Source organism: Kitasatospora sp. NPDC058406 (assembly GCF_042722765.1).
Classification (GTDB): Bacteria; Actinomycetota; Actinomycetes; order Streptomycetales; family Streptomycetaceae; genus Kitasatospora.
On the sequence record NZ_JBHXKE010000017.1, the window covers coordinates 20,250 to 38,679 of the forward strand.

Here is an 18,430-nt window from a genome sequence, read left to right on the forward strand (position 1 = left end):
GCTGCGCAAGGGTAGCCGGTGGCCGGTTCGGGCCGCTCTCCGGTCCCGTCGGAAGCCACGAACGGAGGGCTCCGGTACACGCACGGCCCCGGAGGATCGTCCGATCCCGGCGCCGGACGGTAGGCGCGCAGTGCCCGGGTCAGGACAGCGGGTCACCGGGGCCTCGCTCGGACGGGTGAAATCTCGCCGACCGCCGCAACCCTCCCACCTCGGGATCCGGTGGCCGAATCCGGTAACGATCATTGGCGAAGCGGCCACACGGTCAGCCATTTGGCGGTAAGAAGTGCTGTTGGACCACTACCGGCCGCAGCCGGTACCGCCGCCCCGGGGCATCCGCGTCCGCCCCGGACCCGGCACGTGTCCGACGGTTCGACCGGTGTTTCACGGGCCGTCAGGCCGATGTCACGTCAGTCGGCGCACAGTCAGACCCAGCAGTCCGCCCGCCACAGGGAGCCCCACAGGTGAGCCAGCCGGAAATGCAGCCCGAGGAGAGTGCCTGGGGCAAGGAGATCGGCGAGGAGGACCCGCCGGCCGCGACCGTCGCGCGCCCTGCCTCCACCCGCCGCCGGTCCGATCTGAGCACCCGCCAGTTCCCCCTCGGGGACTGGGGCGAGCCCGCCGAGCGGCTGGAGGAGCTCTACCGCTGGTCGGAGGAGCGCGCGGTCGAGGCGATCGAGTGGTACCGGCGGGACCGGGTCTGGAAGCGCCGCTGGGCCCGGCTGCTGCGGTTCGGCACGGCCGGCTTCGCGATCGGCGGGGTGACCGCCCCGCTGGTCGACCTGACCGGGGCGGTGGCGAACGGCACCAGCTGGGGCTACGTCGGGCTGGCCCTCGCCGCCGCCTGCCACGGCGTGGACCGGGTGTTCGGCCTCACCTCCGGCTGGATGCGGGACGTCTCCACCGGGCAGGCGCTGCAACGCCGTCTGGAGGCCTTCCAGTTCGACTGGGCGTCGGAGTGCGTGCGGGAGGTGCTCGGCCCCACGGAGGGCACCGCGGGCGAGGCCGCCGAGCGGTGCCTCGGGGTGCTGCGGCGGTTCTGCGAGGACATCTCGGACATGGTCCGCACCGAGACCTCGGAGTGGATGCTGGAGTTCCGCGCCGGGATGACCCAGCTGCCCACCCAGGCCCCCGGGAGCTGGGGCGGTCGCACCGAGCCGGGCATCGGCGCCCAGGTGCGGGTGCTGCCGCCGCCGGGCACCCGGCCGACCATGCCGCGCCAGCGGCCGCCGGAGGGGCCGCTGCGCTAGCGGAGGCCGTACGGGCGGTTCCCGGGCGCCGCGCCGCGCGGCGCGTGAGCCCTGGGCGGCGTGAGGCGTGGGCAGCGCGGGCGGCGGGTGCCGAGCCGCCCCGTCAGGCGAAGACGATCATCGAGCCCTGGTGCAGGCTGCGGGTCGCCGCCGCGTACAGGCCCGCCCAGGCGTGCCGCTCCCGGGCGAACGGGTGCAGGTCGTCCAGCGGCGGGCCGAACGGCTGCTCCAGCCCGGTCGGGCCGAGCGGCCGGGTCGGGGCCGGCGGGTCGAACGGGTCGATGCCCAGCGCCGGGGCGACGGCCTGCAGCTCGCGCAGCAGCCCGTGGCTGGAGCCGAGCGGGCCGCCCGAGGCGAGCAGGGCCTCGTCCACCAGCGGAACGGCGAACTCGATCGGCACGTACGCGCCGGCGTGATCGAAGTGCCAGACCAGGTGCGACTGCTCGGCGCTGCTCTCGAACATCTCCAGCAACTGCTCGTAGTCGCCGCCGAGCTCGTCGACCGGCGTGATGTCCAGACCGGTCAGACCCAGCAGGTAGGCCCGGCGCAGGAAGTGCAGCGAGTCGTAGTCGAAGGCGGCTATCGGCTCGACCGCCCCGCTGAGACCCGGTACGTAGTGGTACACCGGCACCTCGGGCAGGCCGTACGAGGCCAGCACCTGGTTGTAGAGCGCGAGGTCGTCCCGGAAGGGATTGTCGGGGCTGTGGCTCAGCACGTCCACCAGCGGGACGAGCCAGAGGTCGCAGGCCATGGGACGGCTCTTCCTCTCCGGGCATCGGGGGCCGGCCGCGCGGGGCGGCGGACGGCGAACGGGCGGGTCGGCGCCCGGGGCAGTCGGTCCGAGGACCGGCCGGGGCGGACGACCGCCCACCCTACCGGCCCGGCGCGCGATGCGGATCGGGCCGCCCCTCCGGCAGTTGGCCGGGCTGCGGTTCGGGCAGCCGGCGGCCGAACCGCCCGTACGGGACGGAGCGGGGCTGCGGCACCAGACCGAGGCCCAGGCCCAGTTCACGGCCCAGTTCACGGCCCAGCTCGTGCTCCCGGCCGCGGGCGCCGCCGGCCGGCCGGACCGGCCCGGGGTCCCGGCCCGCCCCGCCCGGTCCGAGTTCGGCGTCGGCGCGCGCCGCCTCGCCCGGGACGGCCGCGCCGTCGGACGGGCCCTCCACCGGCGCGGCGATCCCCGGAGCGTCCGGCACACCCGCTCCGGCACCGCCCGGCGGGGCGTCCCCGGGAGCCGTCGGGTCCGGGCCGGTGCCCGGCAGGGCGGCACCGCCCGGCGAGACGGCCGCCCGCTCCGGCACCGGCCGACCGGCCAGCAGCGCCAGCACCCCCACCGACTCCACCGACTGCCCGGACAGCTCGGCCAGCAGCCGGACGGTGAAGAGGTTGTACTCGCAGACGATCCGGTGGACGGCCGCGAGGTCCCGGGCCTCGATCGCGTCCACCAGCTCGACGTGGCTGTCCCAGCAGACCCCGGACAGCTCGGGCATCGCCCGCAGGTGCGGCGCGGCGAACATCCAGGACTGCACCCGCAGCCAGTCCAGGTAGTCGGCGATCCGGCGGTTGCCGAGCAGCCCGGCGACCTCCTGCCAGAACCGGCGGTCGCACCCCACCATCACGTCGAGGTTCCCGGCGCGGGCCGCCCGCACCGCCGCGTCCGCACGGCGGCGCAGCGAGGGCAGCCGGCTCTCGTCCGTCGGTCCGGGACGCGCGGCCAGCTGCCGGAAGTAGCTGTCGGTGATCAGCACCCGGGACTCGAAGATCTCCAGGAAGTCCTCCCAGCCGAACTCGGGCACCGTGAAGCCCCGGTGGTGCTCGGCCCGGAGCAGCCCCTGCGCGGACAGGTCGACCAGTGCCTCCCTGGCCGGGGTCGCCGAGACCCCGTACAGCTCGGCGATCTCCTTGACGGTGAAGTTGCGCCCGGCCGCCAGGCGGCCGGCCATCATCTCCTCGCGCAGCGCGCCGGCGATCTGTTCGCGCAGGCTGTTCCGGTGGATCACGGGGCGGGTGTCGCCTGGGCCGGTGCCGAACATGCGCGCGACCTCCTCGGCGGGCTGGACGGCCTGACGGGGACAGACCGGCGGTAGAACGGCTGGTAACACGACGAAGGCTCATCTTCTCAAAAAGGACACCGACGTGTACAAGCCCCCCATACGCCCCGGGCGCGCCCCGCGCGCTCCTCCGCCGCCGCTACCTCTGCACGGGCGCCGGAATGCCCAGCAGACGGTCCCGGTGCACCGGGAACTCGGCGCGCGCCCTGGCCACCTCCGCCGGATCGAACTCCACGGTCAGCACCTCCTCCCCGGACCCCGCCTCGGCCAGCACCCGGCCCCACGGGTCCACCACGATGCTGTGGCCCGCCTGCTCCACCCCGCCGTGCGTGCCCGCCGTGTTGCAGGCCAGGACGTACGCCTGCTCCTCCACCGCGCGGGCCCGGTTCAGCAGCGTCCAGTGCTCCCGCCGCCGCTCCGGCCACGCCGCCGGAATCACCAGCAGCTGCGCACCCGCGTCCAGCAGGGCCCGGAACAGCTCCGGGAACCGCAGGTCGTAGCAGGTCGCCAGGCCCAGCGTGCCGAGGTCCGTCGTGGCCGTGACGATCTCCTGGCCGGCGCCCATCGCCACCGCCTCCCCGCTGTCGAAACCGAAGCGGTGGATCTTGCGGTAGGTGTGCACCAGCTCGCCGTCCGGGGCGAAGAGCAGCGAGGTGTTGTAGATCGGCCCGTCCGGATCGCGCTCGACGATCGAACCGGCGTGCAGCCAGACACCGGCCGCCTTCGCGGCCGCCGCCATCGCGTCCGAGGTCGGCCCGTCCAGGGCCTCCGCGCCGTCCGACCAGAGGTCGTGGGCGAAACCGCCGAGCGGCCACAGCTCCGGCAGGACGACCAGATCGGCCCCCTGTTGCGCCCGGACCAGCGCGGCCGCGCGGGCCCGCCGCTCGGCGGGCGGCTCGGCGTCGGATACCCCGAGTTGGATCAATGAAGCGCGCACAGTACCACCGTCCACGGCAAGAGTCCTACGATCGTCACCCGAAAGCGCTGCCCTGCTATCACCCGGCAGCGTAACGTGCGGTTAGCGTGTGTGCCCGGAAGCCGGACCTTTCCCGGCCGACCCCGAACCCGGGGCACGCGTGGCAAGGCAGCTGACGGAGGGCCGGAGATTCCCGTGACGGACAACCAGACCGTGCAGGCTTACACCGAGGCGTGGACGCAGGCCATCGAGGCGATATCCGAGCTGGTGACGCCACTGCCGGAGAACTCCTGGAACCGGGCCACCGAATGCCCCGGCTGGTCCGTCCGGGACGTCGTCTCGCACGTCATCGCCGTCGAGTCCGAACTGCTCGGTGACCCCCGCCCGATCCACTCGCTCCCCCGCGACCTCCGCCACGTCGCCAGCGACTACGCCCGCTACATCGAGCTGCCGGTCGACAAGCGCCGCTGCCACACCGCGCTGGAGATGACCAGCGAGCTGGAGTACACGATCATCCGCCGCTCCCGCGCGCTGCGGAACGCCAAGCAGACCCCCACCGAACCGGTCCGCCGGCCGGGCGGCCCGCACGGCCGCGACGTGCCGTACCACGAGCTGCTGCGCCTGCGGGCCTTCGACGTCTGGGTGCACCAGCAGGACCTCCGCCGCGCCCTCGGGCTGCCCGGCGACCTCGACTCCCCGGCCGCGCTGATCGCCCGTGACGTCCTGTTGGAGGCGCTGCCGAAGGCGGTCGCCCACCAGGCCGGCGCCCCGGCCGGCACCGCCCTGGTCGTCGACGTCACCGGACGCGTCGAGTTCCTGCGCACCGTCCGGGTCGACTCCGCCGGCCGCGGCACCGTCGACGAGTCCATCAGCCTCGCGCCCGACGTGCAGCTCACCCTCGACTGGGAGACCTACGTCCGCCTCGCCTGCGGCCGGGGCCGCCCCGGCCCGGTCGCCGTCGAGGGCGACAAGGAGCTCGCCGACCGCGTCCTCACCAACTTCGCCGTCACCCCGTAGCCCTCCGTGCGGCCTCAGGAGGCGCAAACCGTCGACCTCCGCCCGGTAGGCGTCAGAAGTTCTGAGGGCTCCGAGGTTTCCGCAGGTCGGAAGCCCTACGGCGTCGCCGGTGCCAGCTTCCGGCGGAGCCGGAGGATCATCAGCGTGCCCACCGCGAGGGGGACGTACTGCCAGCAGAACGCCCAGCGGAAGGCGGTCGCGGAGTAGGTGTCGGCGCCGGCGGGGCTGAGGGTGTCGAGCAGGACGCCGATGCCGAGGAGCGTGATCATCGTGCCGATGAAGCCGCCCATGTTGACGATGCCGGAGGCCGTCCCGAGGCGTTCGACGGGGTTGCGGGCGCGGGCGTAGTCGAGGCCGACCAGGGAGGCCGGGCCGTTGCTGCCCATCACCAGGATGACCGCGACCAGCAGCCAGAGCGGGGGGTGGCCGCCGGGCCAGGCCAGGACGGCGGCCCAGAGCGCGGCGGTGGCGCCGATGGCGGTGAACACGATCGGCATCCGGGCGCGGGCGGTGCGGGAGAGCAGCCGGCCGAAGAGGAAGCCGAAGCTCATGTTGGCGAGCACCAGCAGGGTGAGCAGCCCGCCGGCCTCGGTGCGGGACATGCCCTGCGCCTCGACCAGGTAGGGCAGGCCCCAGAGCAGGCCGAAGGCGTTGCCGGGGAACTGGGTGGTGAAGTGCACCCAGAGCCCGAGCCGGGTGCCCGGCTCCCGCCAGGCCTCCCGCACCTGCCCCCCGACACCGGGCCGGGGCCCGGACAGCCCGCCGGGCCCGGCGGGCCCGGCGGGCCCGACAGGTACGGTGCCCGGCGCCTCCCGGAGGAACAGCGCGACCAGGGCGAACACCCCGATGCCGAGCAGGGCGATGGCGGTGAAGGTGGGCGTCCAGCCCTCGCTGTGCAGGGCCTGGGCGAGGACCACGGTGGTGACGAGGTTGCCGCCCATCCCGGCGAGGCCGGTCAGCTGCGCGACGAACGGGTTCCTGGCCGCCGGGAACCAGCGGGCGGCGATCCGCAGCACGCTGATGAAGGTCATGGCGTCGCCGCAGCCCAGCACCGCCCGGGAGGCGAGCGCGGGGGCGAACGCGTCGGAGAAGGCGAAGGCGAGCTGCCCGGTGCTGAGCAGCAGGATGCCGAGCAGCAGGACCCGGCGCGGTCCGAACCGGTCGACCAGCAGCCCGACGGGTATCTGCATGGCCGCGTAGACCAGGACCTGGAGGATCGAGAACGTGGAGAGCGCGGAGGCGCCGATGCCGAAGCGGTCGGCGGCGTCGAGTCCGGCCACGCCGAGGCTGGTGCGGTGGATGACGGCGAGGACGTAGACGCTGACGCCGATGGACCAGGCCAGCCAGGCGGCCCGCCCGCCCGGCGGGTGGGCCACGACCGGGGGCGCGGACACCGCGGCGGTGGCACCGGGAGCGACGGCCGGCAGGGGGCTGGCTGGACGGGCTGGCTCCACGGTCATAGTGCGCCCAGCGTAGTCATCCCATCATTGGACGCCCAGACCGGGGTGACCGAGGACGGACACCGGCCGTCCCGATCCGGCCACTCCCGGTCCTGCCCGCCCTGCCCCTGCCCCCTGCCCCCTTTCCGCCCGCCCCGTGCTCCCCTACCCCACCACCGTCCAGGAGACCGACCGCGTCATGTACCGGTCCCGGAAGGCCTCGTCGCGGACCCAGTCGGTGGTGTCCCGGACCGTGGCGGTGACGGTGGCGCTGTGCCCGGGCGCGAGCCCCAGCAGCGCGGTGTCGAGCCAGCTGCGGTCCGCCGCCTGCGGCTCCACCGGGACGCCGTCCACCGTCCAGTCGACCCGCAGCTGCCGGGCGCCGGCCAGCGGCAGCGGCCTGGCCTCCAGCCGGGGCCGGCCGGTGACCTCACCGGGGGGCGGGACCGGGGTGTCGGTCGGCCGGACCCGCCGGTAGATCTCCTCGATGATCGCCTCCCGCGACGGCAGGTTGTACGCGCCGCCGAGGGTTCGCATCACCGAGTCCGGGGTGGGCCGGTAGACGCCGTTGGCGCTGCGGTACGCCCCGATCGTCCCGGCGCCGTCCGGGGACTCCGCGCCGAGCCAGCGCCACCACTTGACCTGCTTGCGGCGCATCTCGTCGGCGTTCTCGACGGCGAGGTTGGGGTAGTCGGCGTCGTCCGGCGCGCTGTCGTACTCGTCGCCGAGGTCGCCGACGGTGTGCCCTATCTCGTGCTGGATGATCCGGCCCGCGTCCGGGCTGCCGCCCGCCAGGGTGGTCACCCCGGTCCCGCCGGCACCGCCGTACTCCCCGGAGTTGGCGAGGGCGATCAGGTACTGCGGGCCGTCGCCCCGGCCGGCGAAGCGGGCCGTCTCGTCCTCGTCGGCGCAGAGCAGCCGGGCGGTGCCCTCGCACCAGAAGTGCATGCCGAGCGGGGTGGCCGCCTGGCGTCCGCGACTCTCGGTCTCGGCGATGCCCGAGACCGGGGAGACCACCTCGACACGCCTTATGTTGAAGAACCCCTGGTAGCTGCGGAACGGCTCGATCTCCATCAGGGCGTGCCAGGCCCGGTCCGCCTGCTCGCGGAACAGCTCCTGCTCGGCCTCGGTGTACCCGTCGCCGAGCAGGACGAGGGTGATCCGGTTGGCCGGGTCGCCGGTCCGCCGTATGTCGACGGTCGGCGCGGTGCCGGCGACGCGCACGTCGGCCCGGAGCGCGGCGTGCGGCGGCACCGCCCGGTCGGCGGGGGCGCCGGGACCGATCACCCCGAACGGTGACGGGCCGGCCAGTTCGAGCGCGGCCGGGAGTACGGCGGTGGACACCAGCACGAGCGCGGCCAGACTCCGGACGAGCCGGCCAGGGTTGCCAGGCGGCATACGGGTGCGTCCTCGACGTTCCGGTCACCCGGTGTCGCCCGGGTGGTGGACGCGAAGACGTACCCGGCCCGGTGTGTCGGCCTCACCGGTCGGCGAAAATGTCACCGACCTGGCCGAACGACAGGCACCTCACCAGTCATACCTATGAGTCCTGTCAGGTGGATGATCACCCCGGGCCGTGACCTCAGCGGCCCCGGTCCCGCCGGGCCTCCAGCACCAGATGGGTGACGAGGCCGAACAGCAGGCCCCAGAAGGCCGCGCCGATGCCGAACAGGCTCATCCCGGAGGCGGTCGCCAGGAAGGTCACCACCGCCGCGTCCCGGCCGCGCTCCTCGGCGACCGCCGCGGCCAGGCTGCCCTGCAGCGAGGCCAGCAGCGCCACCCCGGCGATCACCGCGATCAGTTCCTTCGGCAGTCCGGTGAACAGGCTCACCAGGACCCCTCCGAAACTGCCCACCACCAGGTAGAGCAGGCCCGCCGACATCCCGGCCACATAACGACGGCGCGGGTCGGGGTGGCTCTCCGGGCCGGCGCAGATGGCGGCGGTGATCGCGGCCAGGTTGACGCCGGGCGAGCCGAACGGCGCCAGCAGGACGGAGACCCCGCCCGTGGATCCGATCAGCAGCCGGTCGTCCGGCCGGTAGCCGAAGGCCCGCATCACGCCGAGGCCGGGCGCGTTCTGCGAGGCCAGCGCGACGATGGTGAGGGGCAGCGCCAGACCCACCATGGCCGGCCCGGTGAACGCGGGCACGGTGAACACCGGCCGGGTCGGCCCGCCGGATCCGAGGTCCAGCGGCAGACCGACGGTGACGGCCGCCAGCACCCCGCCGACCAGCAGCGCGGCCGGCACGGCGTACCGGGGGGCCGTCCGCCTGGCGAGCAGGAAGGCCGCGAAGCTGCCGAGCACCAGGACGGGCGCCCCCTTCACCGCGCCGAAGATCCCGGCGCCGAAGGAGAAGAGGATGCCCGCCAGCATCGCGTTGACGATCCCGGCCGGGACGGCGGCGATCAGCCGGCCGAACAGCCCGGTGACCCCGAACAGCGCCACCACCACCCCGCTCACCAGGAAGGCGCCGATCGCCTCCCGGTAGGGGTAGTCGCCGAGGCTGGTCACCAGCAGGGCGGCGCCGGGGGTGGACCAGGCGGTGATCACCGGCGTCCTGGTCCACCAGCTGAGCAGCAGGCAGGTCAGCCCGCTGCCGACCGCGACCGCCCAGATCCAGGAGGCGGTCTGCGCCTGGTCCAGCCGCCCGGCGGCGGCCGCCGCGAGCACCACGACCAGCGGACCGGAGAACGACACCACGATGCACACCAGTCCGGCCAGCAGCGCCGGGACGGAGGCGTCCCGCCGCAGCGAGCGGCGTTCCTCGGGGTGGTCGGAAGGACCCTCGGCCGCACGGGTTATCAGCTCCTCTGCCATCCCGGCAGTATCGCGGAGCAGCCCCCACCGCGGGCGGTTCGAGGATTCCCGGAAAAACTTCCGAACCCACCTGCAACCCCCGGCGGGGACGGACGTCTATACGGATGAAGGCACGGAGAGCGAGACCGGCGAGGGCCGGGGGGCGCTACCGCTCGCGAGCAGCGGACGCCGGTCACCTTCACCTCACACACCCGCACCACCATGACCCTGGGGAGACACGTCATGAGCAAGTCCGTTATGCCCGCATTCGCGAAGAACATCCGCCCGCTCTCCGGCCGCCGCCTCGCCACCGTCGCCGCCACCGCCGTCCTCGTCGGCTCCGTCCAGCTCATGACCGCCGACACCTCCTGGGCCTGCGGGGACGACCGGATCGGCGGCCCGCACCCGGCCACCGGCACCGAGCACCACGCCCCCGGAACCCTGGTCTCCCCGGACGCCGCCCTCACCTCCGCCAAGTCCTCGGTCGTCGCGGACGGCGGCTGGAACGAGGTCTCCCTGAAGGTCACCAACAAGACCGGCACCGAGGCCCACGGGATGGAGCCCCAGTTCGCCATCTACACGCCGGGTGAGCGCGCGGCGGTGCGTTCGAAGGATGTCCGGATCCAGTTCCTGGACTACACCGGCGCGTGGAAGAACGTCCCGGCGACCGAAGGCTGCTACCGCATCATCGACGCCGGCGACGCCCAGCGCCAGAGGATGTCCGACAACACGTCGGTCACCTTCAGGTTCCGCTTCTCCCTCGCCCCGACCACTCCCGAGGACGTCACCACGATCAACCTGCTGGCCTCGGTCGGCCGCGCCGGCGCGGGCGCCCCGGGTGCGACCGACCTGAAGGCGGTCAAGGTGACGCGGCCCCAGGGCACGGGCGCCGCCCAGCCCACCGCGAAGCCCACCGCGAAGCCCTCCGCCACGGCCAAGCCCGCCACCCCGAAGCCGGCCGCCAAGCCGACCGGCACCGCCAAGCCCGCTCCCGCCGAGCCGGTCGCCGCGCAGACTCCGGCCGCCTCCCCCGGCACCGCGGCCACCGGGGCCCCCGCGGCCACGCCCACCACCGCACCGGCCACCACCGCGCCCGCCGGCACCCCGGAGCTCGCCCAGACCGGCGCCGGCACCCCCAACGGCCTCCTCGCCGCCCTCGCCGGCACCCTCGCCACCGCCGGCGCAGCCGTCCTGGTCGCCGTGCGCCGCCTGCGCGGCGCCCGCCACTGAGCCAGGGCGGTAGCGGCCGACGCACGGGGTAGACGAAGGGCCCTGCCTCCGCACGGCGGTGCGGAGGCAGGGCCCTTTCGGCAGCCGGGGCTCAGCCCCAGGTGATCAGACGCTTCGGGTACTCCAGGATGCCCGCCACGTCGGCCAGCACCCGCGAGCCCAGCTCCCCGTCCACCAGGCGGTGGTCGAAGGAGAGCGCCAGTGTGGTCACCTGTCGCGGGACCACCTTGCCCTTGTGCACCCACGGCAGTTCCCGGACCGCGCCGAAGGCCAGGATCGCGGCCTCGCCCGGGTTGAGGATCGGGGTGCCGGTGTCGACGCCGAAGACGCCGACGTTGGTGATGGTGACCGTGCCGCCCTGCATGTCGTTCGGCGAGGTCCTGCCCTGGCGGGCGGTGTCGATCAGCTCCCCGAGCGACACCGCCAGGCCCCCGAGGGTCTTGCCGCCCGCGTCCTTGATGTTGGGGACGATCAGGCCGCGCGGGGTGGCCGCGGCGATGCCGAGGTTCACCTGACCCTTGATGACGATCTCCTGGGCCGCCTCGTCCCACTGGGCGTTGATCTCCGGGTGGCGCTTGATCGCGGTGAGCAGCGCCTTGGCGACCAGCAGCAGCGGGCTGACCCGGACGTCCCGGCCCAGCTCGCCGCTCTCCTTGAGCCGGCGGACGAACTTCATCGTGCGGGTGACGTCGACCTGGACGAACTCGGTGACGTGCGGGGCGGTGAAGGCCGAGGCCACCATCGCCTGCGCGATCGCCTTGCGGACGCCCTTGATCGGCACCCGGACGTCGCCCGCGACCGGAACGGCCACCTGGGCGGCGACCGTCGGCTCGGCGGCCGGGGCCGGGGCCGCGGCCTCGACCGCGGCGGGCACCGGAGCGGTGGACGCTGCCGCGTGGGCGTGCAGGTCCTCGCGGGTGACGACGCCGGCGGGGCCGGTCGGGGTGACGGCCCGCAGGTCGATCCCGAGGTCCTTGGCGAGCTTGCGCACCGGCGGCTTGGCCAGCGGGCGGTCACCGGTGACGGCGGCGGGCGCCACCGCCGGTGCGGGCACCGCCGCGGGAGCGGGAGCCACGACGGGGGCCGGGGCCACGACCGGGGCCGGAACCGGAGTCACGGCCGGAGCCGGGGCCACCGGGGCCGAGGTGGAGGCGGTCGCCACCACGGTCGTGCGGCGGGCCCGGCGCTGGGCGACACCGGTCCGCGGGCCGTAGCCGACCAGCACCTCGCGCCGCTCGGGCTCGACCTCGGCGGCCGGGGCCGGCGGAGCCGCCGGGGCCGCGACGGCGGGGGCGGGAGCCCCTGCCTCGCCGGCCACCGCGACCGAGATGATCACGGCGCCGACGTCGACCGTCGCGCCCTCCGGGAAGAACAGCTGCTCGACGACCCCGTTGAACGGGATCGGCAGCTCCACGGCGGCCTTGGCGGTCTCCACCTCGCAGACGATCTGGCCGTCCGTCACGGTGTCACCGGGCTTGACGTGCCAGCTGAGGATCTCGGCCTCGGTGAGGCCCTCGCCCACGTCGGGCATCTTGAACTCGCGGAGCGAGCGAACTTCGGTGGTCATCTTCGCTCCCCGCTCAGTAGGCGAACGCGCGGTCGACGGCGTCGAGCACGCGGTCCAGGTCGGGCAGGAACGCCTCCTCGACCCGGGACGGCGGATAGGGCGCGTGGTAGCCGCCGACCCGCAGGATCGGCGCCTCCAGGTGGTAGAAGCAGCGCTCGGTGAGGCGGGCGGCCAGCTCGGCGCCCATGCCCAGGAAGACCGGCGCCTCGTGCACCACGATGCCGCGGCCGGTGCGCTTGACCGACTCCTCCAGGGCGGCGAAGTCCACCGGGGAGAGCGAACGCAGGTCGACCACCTCCAGCCGGCGGCCGTCCTCCTCGGCGGCCGCGGCGGCCTCCAGGCAGACCTTGACCATCGGGCCGTAGGCGATCAGCGTGGCGTCGGTGCCGGGGCGGACGATCCGGGCGTCGTGCAGCCCCAGGTCGGCGGCGTCGCCGATCTCGCCCTTGTCCCAGTAGCGGCGCTTGGGCTCCAGGAAGATCACCGGGTCGTCCGACTCGATGGCCTGGCGCAGCATCCAGTGCGCGTCGTGCGCGTTGGAGGGGGCGACCACGCGCAGACCGGCGGTGTGCGCGAAGTAGGCCTCGTGCGACTCGCTGTGGTGCTCGACCGCGCCGATGCCGCCCGCGAACGGGATGCGGACGGTGACCGGCATCTTCACGTGACCGAGCGCGCGGGCGTGCATCTTCGCCAGCTGGGAGACGATCTGGTCGAAGGCCGGGTAGACGAAGCCGTCGAACTGGATCTCCACCACCGGGCGGTAGCCGCGCAGGGCCAGGCCGATCGCGGTGCCGACGATGCCGGACTCGGCGAGCGGCGTGTCGATCACCCGGTCCTCGCCGAAGTCCTTCTGCAGGCCGTCGGTGATCCGGAAGACGCCACCGAGCTTGCCGATGTCCTCGCCCATCAGGACGGTCTTCGGGTCGTTCTCCAGCGACTTCCGCAGCGCGTCGTTGAGCGCCTTGGCAATGCTGAGCTGACCGGCCATCAGAGGTTCTCCCCCGCCTCGAAGGAGGCCGCGTACTCGACGTACCCGGCCCGTTCCTCATCGACCAGCGTGTGCGGCTCGGCGTAGACGTGGTCGAAGATCAGGGTCGGGTCCGGGTCCGGCATGCCGCGCACGCCCTCGCGCACCCGCAGCCCCAGCTGCTCGCTCTCGGCGTCGATCGAGGCGAAGAACTCCTCGTCGGCCAGGCCCTCCTTCTCCAGGAGGACCTTGAGCCGGCTGATCGGGTCCTTGGCCTTCCAGGCCTCGGTCTCCTCGGCGAGCCGGTAGCGGGTGGGGTCGTCGGAGGTGGTGTGCGCACCCATCCGGTAGGTGAAGGCCTCGATCAGGACGGGGCCGTTGCCGCTGCGCGCGTGCTCCAGCGCCCAGCGGGTGACGGCCAGGCACGCCAGCACGTCGTTGCCGTCGACCCGGACGCCCGGGAAGCCGAAGCCGGAGGCGCGGCGGTACAGCGGGATCTTGGTCTGGGTGGTGGTGGGCTCGGAGATCGCCCACTGGTTGTTCTGGCAGAAGAACACCACGGGCGCGTTGTAGACCGAGGCGAAGGTGAAGGCCTCGTTGACGTCGCCCTGGCTGGAGGCACCGTCGCCGAAGTACGCGATGACCGCGTCGTCGGAGCCGTCCTTGGTGATGCCCATCGCGTAGCCGGTGGCGTGCAGGGTCTGCGCGCCGATCACGATGGTGTAGAGGTGGAAGTTCTTCTCGTTCGGGTCCCAGCCGCCGTGGTTCACGCCGCGGAACATGCCGAGCAGGTTCAGCGGGTCCACGTCACGGCACCAGGCGACACCGTGCTCGCGGTAGGTCGGGAAGGCGTAGTCGCCGGGGCGCAGCGCGCGCCCGGAGCCGACCTGGGCGGCCTCCTGGCCGAGCAGCGAGGCCCAGAGGCCCAGCTCCCCCTGTCGCTGCAGGGAGGTCGCCTCGGCGTCGAACCGGCGCACCAGCACCAGGTCACGGTAGAGGGCGCGAAGCTCGTCGGGCTCCACCGTGAGCGGGTAGTCCGGGTGCTCGACCCGCTCGCCTTCCGGGGTGAGCAGTTGCACGAGCTCCGGCTGGGCGTCCGTACCCGTGGCGCGGAGGGTGTCAGGGACGCCGGGGGCCGCCTTCTTGCGGGCCCTCGCCGTGCTTTTGACGGTCACGTTCACTCCTCGGTCTGTCCGGCCGCCCGGGGTCGCCGGTGACCGGTCCGGTCACCGCCTCGCGGGGCGCGCGTGGGTGTGCGCACCTACTGCGGGGCAGGTGGTGATCCTCTTCCGACGTCGCCCTCACGAGAACGTTACCCAGCGTCCGCCCCGGGCGCGTCTGCGCTAGGACGTCCTAGTTGTTGGATGCCGACAACTACGGGTGTGGCGCAGCTCTCAATTCGGTCGCCATCAGGACACCTGCGCACGTTATCCGGGCGGGGGCTCCCGCGTAAGGGGGTTACCGGCATCGCTTTCTCCCGCTCTGGCCGGATCGCACCCCCGCCCTGGTGCGGGCGATAGGTCTTTTGTAGGGTGATATGGGAGGCTTTGCGCGTGACTGATATTGGACAAATCAGGGTATTCCTGCTCGACGACCACGAAGTGGTCCGGCGGGGCGTCCACGAACTCCTCTCGGTCGAGGACGACATCGAGGTGGTCGGCGAGGCCGGCACCGCCGCCGAGGCGCTCACCAGGATCCCGGCCGTCCACCCCGACGTCGCGGTGCTCGACGTCCGCCTGCCGGACGGCAACGGCGTCGAGGTCTGCCGGGAGATCCGCTCCCGGCTGCCGGAGATCAAGTGCCTGATGCTGACCTCCTTCTCCGACGACGAGGCGCTGTTCGACTCGATCATGGCGGGTGCCTCCGGTTACGTGCTGAAGGCGATCCGCGGCACCGACCTGATCACCGCCGTGCGGGACGTCGCCGCCGGGAAGTCGCTGCTCGACCCGGTGGCCACCAGCCGGGTGCTCGCCCGGCTGCGCGACGGCGGCGAGAAGGAGGACGAACGACTGTCCCAGCTCACCAAGCAGGAGCGCCGCATCCTCGACCTGATCGGCGAAGGGATGACCAATCGTCAGATCGGGAACGAGTTGCACCTCGCCGAAAAGACGGTCAAGAACTACGTCTCCAGTCTGCTCGCCAAGATGGGGATGGAGCGACGGACCCAGGCGGCCGCCTTCGTGGCACGGCACCAGGCGGACCACCAGCACTGACTCGCGAGCTGCACACATCTGACGCCCTGTCAAGGGCCCCCGCCGGGGGGCCCTAACCTCTGGCTGTGACTTTCAGCCAGACCCTTGCCTGTGCACCAGCCCGTCCCGACCTCACGGCCCCCCCGATAGGAACGCTCAGCCCGCCCGTCCCGCACGCCGCCCTCGCCGAGATCCTCCGCCGCTACCGGGTGGGCCGCCTGCTCACCGCCGAACCCGTCGCCGAAGGCCTGCTGAACCGGGGCTACCGCGTCACCACCGAAGCCGGCACCTACTTCCTGAAGTGCTACGTCGACGCCGCGACCGCCGGGCGCGAGGCCGTCGCCGGCCACCACCGCGCGATGGCCGCGCTCTCCGCCCTGGGGCTGCCCGTCGCCCCTCCGCTCGCCCTCGCCGAACGGACCGGCACCGTCGCCGCCTTCGGCGGCCGGCTGTTCGCCCTCTTCCCCTGGGTGGACGGCCGGCACCGGCACGGTACGGACCTCTCCCTGCCGCAGTGCGACGACCTCGGCACGCTGCTCGGCCGACTGCACGGCGCCCTCGACGACGTCTGCGCCCCCGTCGCCCAGCCCTCCGGCTACCGGAGCGCCGACGCGCGCGACAGCTCCGTACTCGCCCGTGAACTGCGCTCGCACGCCCGCGAGCACCGCCCGTTCGACGACCTGGACGCCCTGGTCGAACGGCGTCTCTCCGAGCGGCTGGAGCTGCTCGCCGACCACGCGCACCGGCGTCCCGCCCCGCAGACCGCCCCGCCCACCGGCTGGACCCACGGCGACTTCCACGGGCTCAACCTGCTGCACGACGGCAGCCGGATCTCGGCGGTCCTGGACTGGGACAAGCTCGGGCCCCAGCCGCGCGCCGAGGAGGCCGTGCGCGCGGCCACCCTGGTCTTCAACGACCGGGCCACGGGGGTGCTGGACCTCGTCCGCGTCCGGCACTACTCGCAGTCGTACCGGGCCACCGGGGCCGCCACCGCCGAACACCTGGCCGCCGCCGTGCACCGGGTCTGGTGGGAGCGGCTGAACGACTTCTGGATGCTCCAGTGGCGCTATCAGCGGGCCGACCACCGGGCCGACCCGCTCTACCCCGCCTCGGCGGGCCAGTTGGCGTGGTGGTGCCAGGAGTACGAGCAGGTCCTGGACGCCTTCGCCAACTGACCCCTCGGGTCAGCCCGCGGTCGCCGGCGGGGAGACCGGCGGCTTCGGCGAGGTGTTGCCCCCGGGCGGTGCCGTCGTCGCCGGCGGCGGCTGGGTCGCCGTCGACGTCGCCGGCGGCGCGGTCGTCGCGCCGCCGCCCGCGGTGGTCGGGGCGGTGGTGGGCGGCGCGGTCGGCGTCCCGGTCGCCGGCGGAGCCGTCGTCGCGGGCTTGCTGCCGGTCGTGCTCGGGGTCGACGACATGGTGTGCTTGCCGCCCGAGGTGGCAGGCGGCTGGCTCTGGTTGCCGCCGTTGCCGCCGTTCCCGTTGCCGGTGTCGGTCGGCTGCTGCGGGCGCCGGGTGTTCTGGGTGGTCGGGGCCGTGGTCACGGCGCCGCCCGTGGTGGGCGTGGTGGCCTCCGGCGCCGTCGACACCACACCGGGCGGCGGGGTGGTCGGCTGGATCTTCCCGCCGGAGCCTTCGTCGTTGCCACTGAGCGCCAGGGCGATCCCGGCGCCGGACGCGACGATCACCGCCACGATGCCGGCCACCCAGCGCCACGGCCCGCGGCCCCCCCGGTCGCGTCCGTGGCCGCCGCCGCCGGAGCCGTCGCCGCCGTCACCGCCGCCGTACGGTCCGCCGGCCGCCGGGTAGGGCGAGGACGGGGTGTGCGGGCCGCCCGGCACCTGGTACGGCAGCATCGCCGTCGGGTCCCCCGGGACGCCGGCCCCGAGCACCGCGGTCTCGTCCGCGCCGGGCACCGGCATGCCGCCGTAGCCCTGCCCGGCCGCGGCCAGGCCGGAGGCCGCGGAACCGGCCGCCCAGGCACCCGTGCCGCCCTGCAGTTCGCGCAACGCGTGTTCGAGGTGCGCGCGGAACTCGTCGGCGTCCTGGAAGCGGTCGTCCGGGTTCTTCGCGAGCGAGCGCAGCACCAGCGGGTCGAGCGCCGCCGGTACCCGCGGGTTGGCCTGCGAGGGCGGCACCGGCATGTCCTGGACGTGCTGGTAGACCACCGAGAGCGGCGTGTCGCCGGTGAACGGCGGGCGCAGGGTCAGCAGCTCGTAGAGCATGCAGCCGGCCGCGTACAGGTCGGAGCGGTGGTCGACCGGCTTGCCGAGCGCCTGCTCGGGCGAGAGGTACTGCGGGGTGCCCATGACCATGCCGGTCTGGGTCATGGTGGAGGCGGTCCCGGTCAGCGCGCGGGCGATGCCGAAGTCCATCACCTTGACCGCGCCGGTGGTCGTGATGATGACGTTGGCCGGCTTGATGTCCCGGTGCACGATGCCGTGCCGGTGGCTGTAGGCGAGCGCCTCCAGCACCCCGGCGATGATCAGCAGCGCCTGGTCGACCGGCGGCTCCGACTCGTCCACCAGCAGCTCGCGGACGGTCCGGCCCTCGACCAGCTCCATCACGATGTACGGCGTCGACTCCTCGCCGACGTACTCCTCGCCGGTGTCGTACACCGCGACGATCGCGTGGTGGTTGAGCGCCGCGACGGCGTGCGCCTCCCGGGTGAAGCGGAGCCGGGCGATCTCGTCCTGGGCCAGCTCGCCGCGGAGCAGCTTGACCGCGACGGTCCGGCCGAGCCGGACGTCCTGGGCGGCGAGCACCTCGGCCATGCCGCCCCGGCCGAGCCGGTGGGTCAGCCGGTAGCGGCCGTCGCCGACCGTGCCCAGCGGGGCGGCGGTGCCACGGCCCGGCGTCTGCGGGCCGCCGAACGGCGGGAGCGCGGTGGTGGCGGCGTCGCTACCGGTTCCGGGCGTCCTCGGGGCACCACCGGCCGAACCGGTCGCCCAGGCGCCCTCGTCGTCGTCCGGCTGCTGCGTCTGTGCCATCGCTCCTCGCCCCGGGCCTT

General features: G+C 73.8%; 15 protein-coding genes. 5 read left to right on the top strand and 10 right to left on the bottom strand.

Annotated features, from left to right (window positions below):
• Positions 1-461 precede the first annotated feature (461 nt).
• Positions 462-1,247, top strand: a complete 786-nt coding sequence (locus ACFWOG_RS05660) for an SLATT domain-containing protein (protein ID WP_329884855.1) — start codon at positions 462-464, stop codon at positions 1,245-1,247.
• Positions 1,248-1,350: 103 nt separating this feature from the next.
• Here the strand turns inward: ACFWOG_RS05660 and ACFWOG_RS05665 are convergent, their stop codons facing one another.
• From ACFWOG_RS05665 to ACFWOG_RS05675, 3 genes are all read right to left on the bottom strand, one after another.
• A complete protein-coding gene (locus ACFWOG_RS05665) occupies positions 1,351-1,998 on the bottom strand; it encodes a hypothetical protein (RefSeq protein ID WP_329884854.1) in 648 nt (215 codons plus the stop codon).
• A 121-nt stretch (positions 1,999-2,119) separates the two neighbouring features.
• Positions 2,120-3,280, bottom strand: coding sequence for a GntR family transcriptional regulator (locus tag ACFWOG_RS05670; RefSeq protein ID WP_380355145.1), 1,161 nt, complete (start codon positions 3,278-3,280; stop codon positions 2,120-2,122).
• Between the two features lie 157 nt (positions 3,281-3,437).
• On the bottom strand, positions 3,438-4,235 hold the full coding sequence (locus ACFWOG_RS05675; RefSeq protein WP_329948362.1) for a carbon-nitrogen family hydrolase: 798 nt from the start codon (positions 4,233-4,235) through the stop codon (positions 3,438-3,440).
• A gap of 174 nt (positions 4,236-4,409) precedes the next feature.
• Here ACFWOG_RS05675 and ACFWOG_RS05680 point away from each other — a divergent pair, with 174 nt between their 5' ends.
• Positions 4,410-5,231, top strand: coding sequence for a maleylpyruvate isomerase family mycothiol-dependent enzyme (locus ACFWOG_RS05680; protein WP_329884851.1), 822 nt, complete (start codon positions 4,410-4,412; stop codon positions 5,229-5,231).
• 95 nt (positions 5,232-5,326) lie between these two features.
• Here ACFWOG_RS05680 and ACFWOG_RS05685 read toward each other — a convergent pair whose 3' ends face one another.
• The 3 genes from ACFWOG_RS05685 to ACFWOG_RS05695 all read right to left on the bottom strand — a co-directional run bounded on the left by ACFWOG_RS05685 (position 5,327) and on the right by ACFWOG_RS05695 (position 9,488).
• Positions 5,327-6,691, bottom strand: coding sequence for a nitrate/nitrite transporter (locus ACFWOG_RS05685; RefSeq protein WP_380355149.1), 1,365 nt, complete (start codon positions 6,689-6,691; stop codon positions 5,327-5,329).
• Positions 6,692-6,835: 144 nt separating this feature from the next.
• Positions 6,836-8,068 (bottom strand): M64 family metallopeptidase, encoded by a 1,233-nt coding sequence (locus ACFWOG_RS05690; protein ID WP_329884849.1) that lies wholly within the window; start codon positions 8,066-8,068, stop codon positions 6,836-6,838.
• A gap of 184 nt (positions 8,069-8,252) precedes the next feature.
• Positions 8,253-9,488, bottom strand: a complete 1,236-nt coding sequence (locus ACFWOG_RS05695) for a benzoate/H(+) symporter BenE family transporter (protein WP_329948364.1) — start codon at positions 9,486-9,488, stop codon at positions 8,253-8,255.
• Positions 9,489-9,710: 222 nt separating this feature from the next.
• Here ACFWOG_RS05695 and ACFWOG_RS05700 point away from each other — a divergent pair, with 222 nt between their 5' ends.
• Positions 9,711-10,697 carry a hypothetical protein gene (locus ACFWOG_RS05700; RefSeq protein WP_380355153.1) on the top strand — a complete coding sequence of 329 codons (987 nt, stop codon included), beginning with the start codon at positions 9,711-9,713 and terminating at the stop codon, positions 10,695-10,697.
• Positions 10,698-10,788: 91 nt separating this feature from the next.
• On the opposite strand, the gene ACFWOG_RS05705 is transcribed toward ACFWOG_RS05700, so the two are convergent.
• Genes ACFWOG_RS05705 through pdhA form a run of 3 tightly spaced genes read right to left on the bottom strand, consistent with a single transcriptional unit; the run spans position 10,789 to position 14,406 of the window.
• On the bottom strand, positions 10,789-12,264 hold the full coding sequence (locus ACFWOG_RS05705) for a dihydrolipoamide acetyltransferase family protein (protein ID WP_380355155.1): 1,476 nt from the start codon (positions 12,262-12,264) through the stop codon (positions 10,789-10,791).
• 13 nt (positions 12,265-12,277) lie between these two features.
• Complete coding sequence (locus tag ACFWOG_RS05710; RefSeq protein WP_380355158.1) at positions 12,278-13,252, bottom strand: alpha-ketoacid dehydrogenase subunit beta; 975 nt, start codon at positions 13,250-13,252, stop codon at positions 12,278-12,280.
• Positions 13,252-14,406 (bottom strand): pyruvate dehydrogenase (acetyl-transferring) E1 component subunit alpha, encoded by a 1,155-nt coding sequence (gene pdhA, locus ACFWOG_RS05715; RefSeq protein ID WP_380355161.1) that lies wholly within the window; start codon positions 14,404-14,406, stop codon positions 13,252-13,254. The genes ACFWOG_RS05710 and pdhA overlap by 1 nt, the downstream gene beginning before the upstream one ends.
• A gap of 378 nt (positions 14,407-14,784) precedes the next feature.
• Between pdhA and ACFWOG_RS05720 the strand changes: the two genes are divergently transcribed.
• Complete coding sequence (locus tag ACFWOG_RS05720; RefSeq protein ID WP_329884844.1) at positions 14,785-15,444, top strand: response regulator transcription factor; 660 nt, start codon at positions 14,785-14,787, stop codon at positions 15,442-15,444.
• Between the two features lie 65 nt (positions 15,445-15,509).
• Positions 15,510-16,598, top strand: coding sequence for a phosphotransferase (locus ACFWOG_RS05725; RefSeq protein WP_329884843.1), 1,089 nt, complete (start codon positions 15,510-15,512; stop codon positions 16,596-16,598).
• Between the two features lie 9 nt (positions 16,599-16,607).
• Here ACFWOG_RS05725 and ACFWOG_RS05730 read toward each other — a convergent pair whose 3' ends face one another.
• Positions 16,608-18,410 carry a protein kinase gene (locus ACFWOG_RS05730; protein ID WP_329948367.1) on the bottom strand — a complete coding sequence of 601 codons (1,803 nt, stop codon included), beginning with the start codon at positions 18,408-18,410 and terminating at the stop codon, positions 16,608-16,610.
• Positions 18,411-18,430 lie beyond the last annotated feature (20 nt).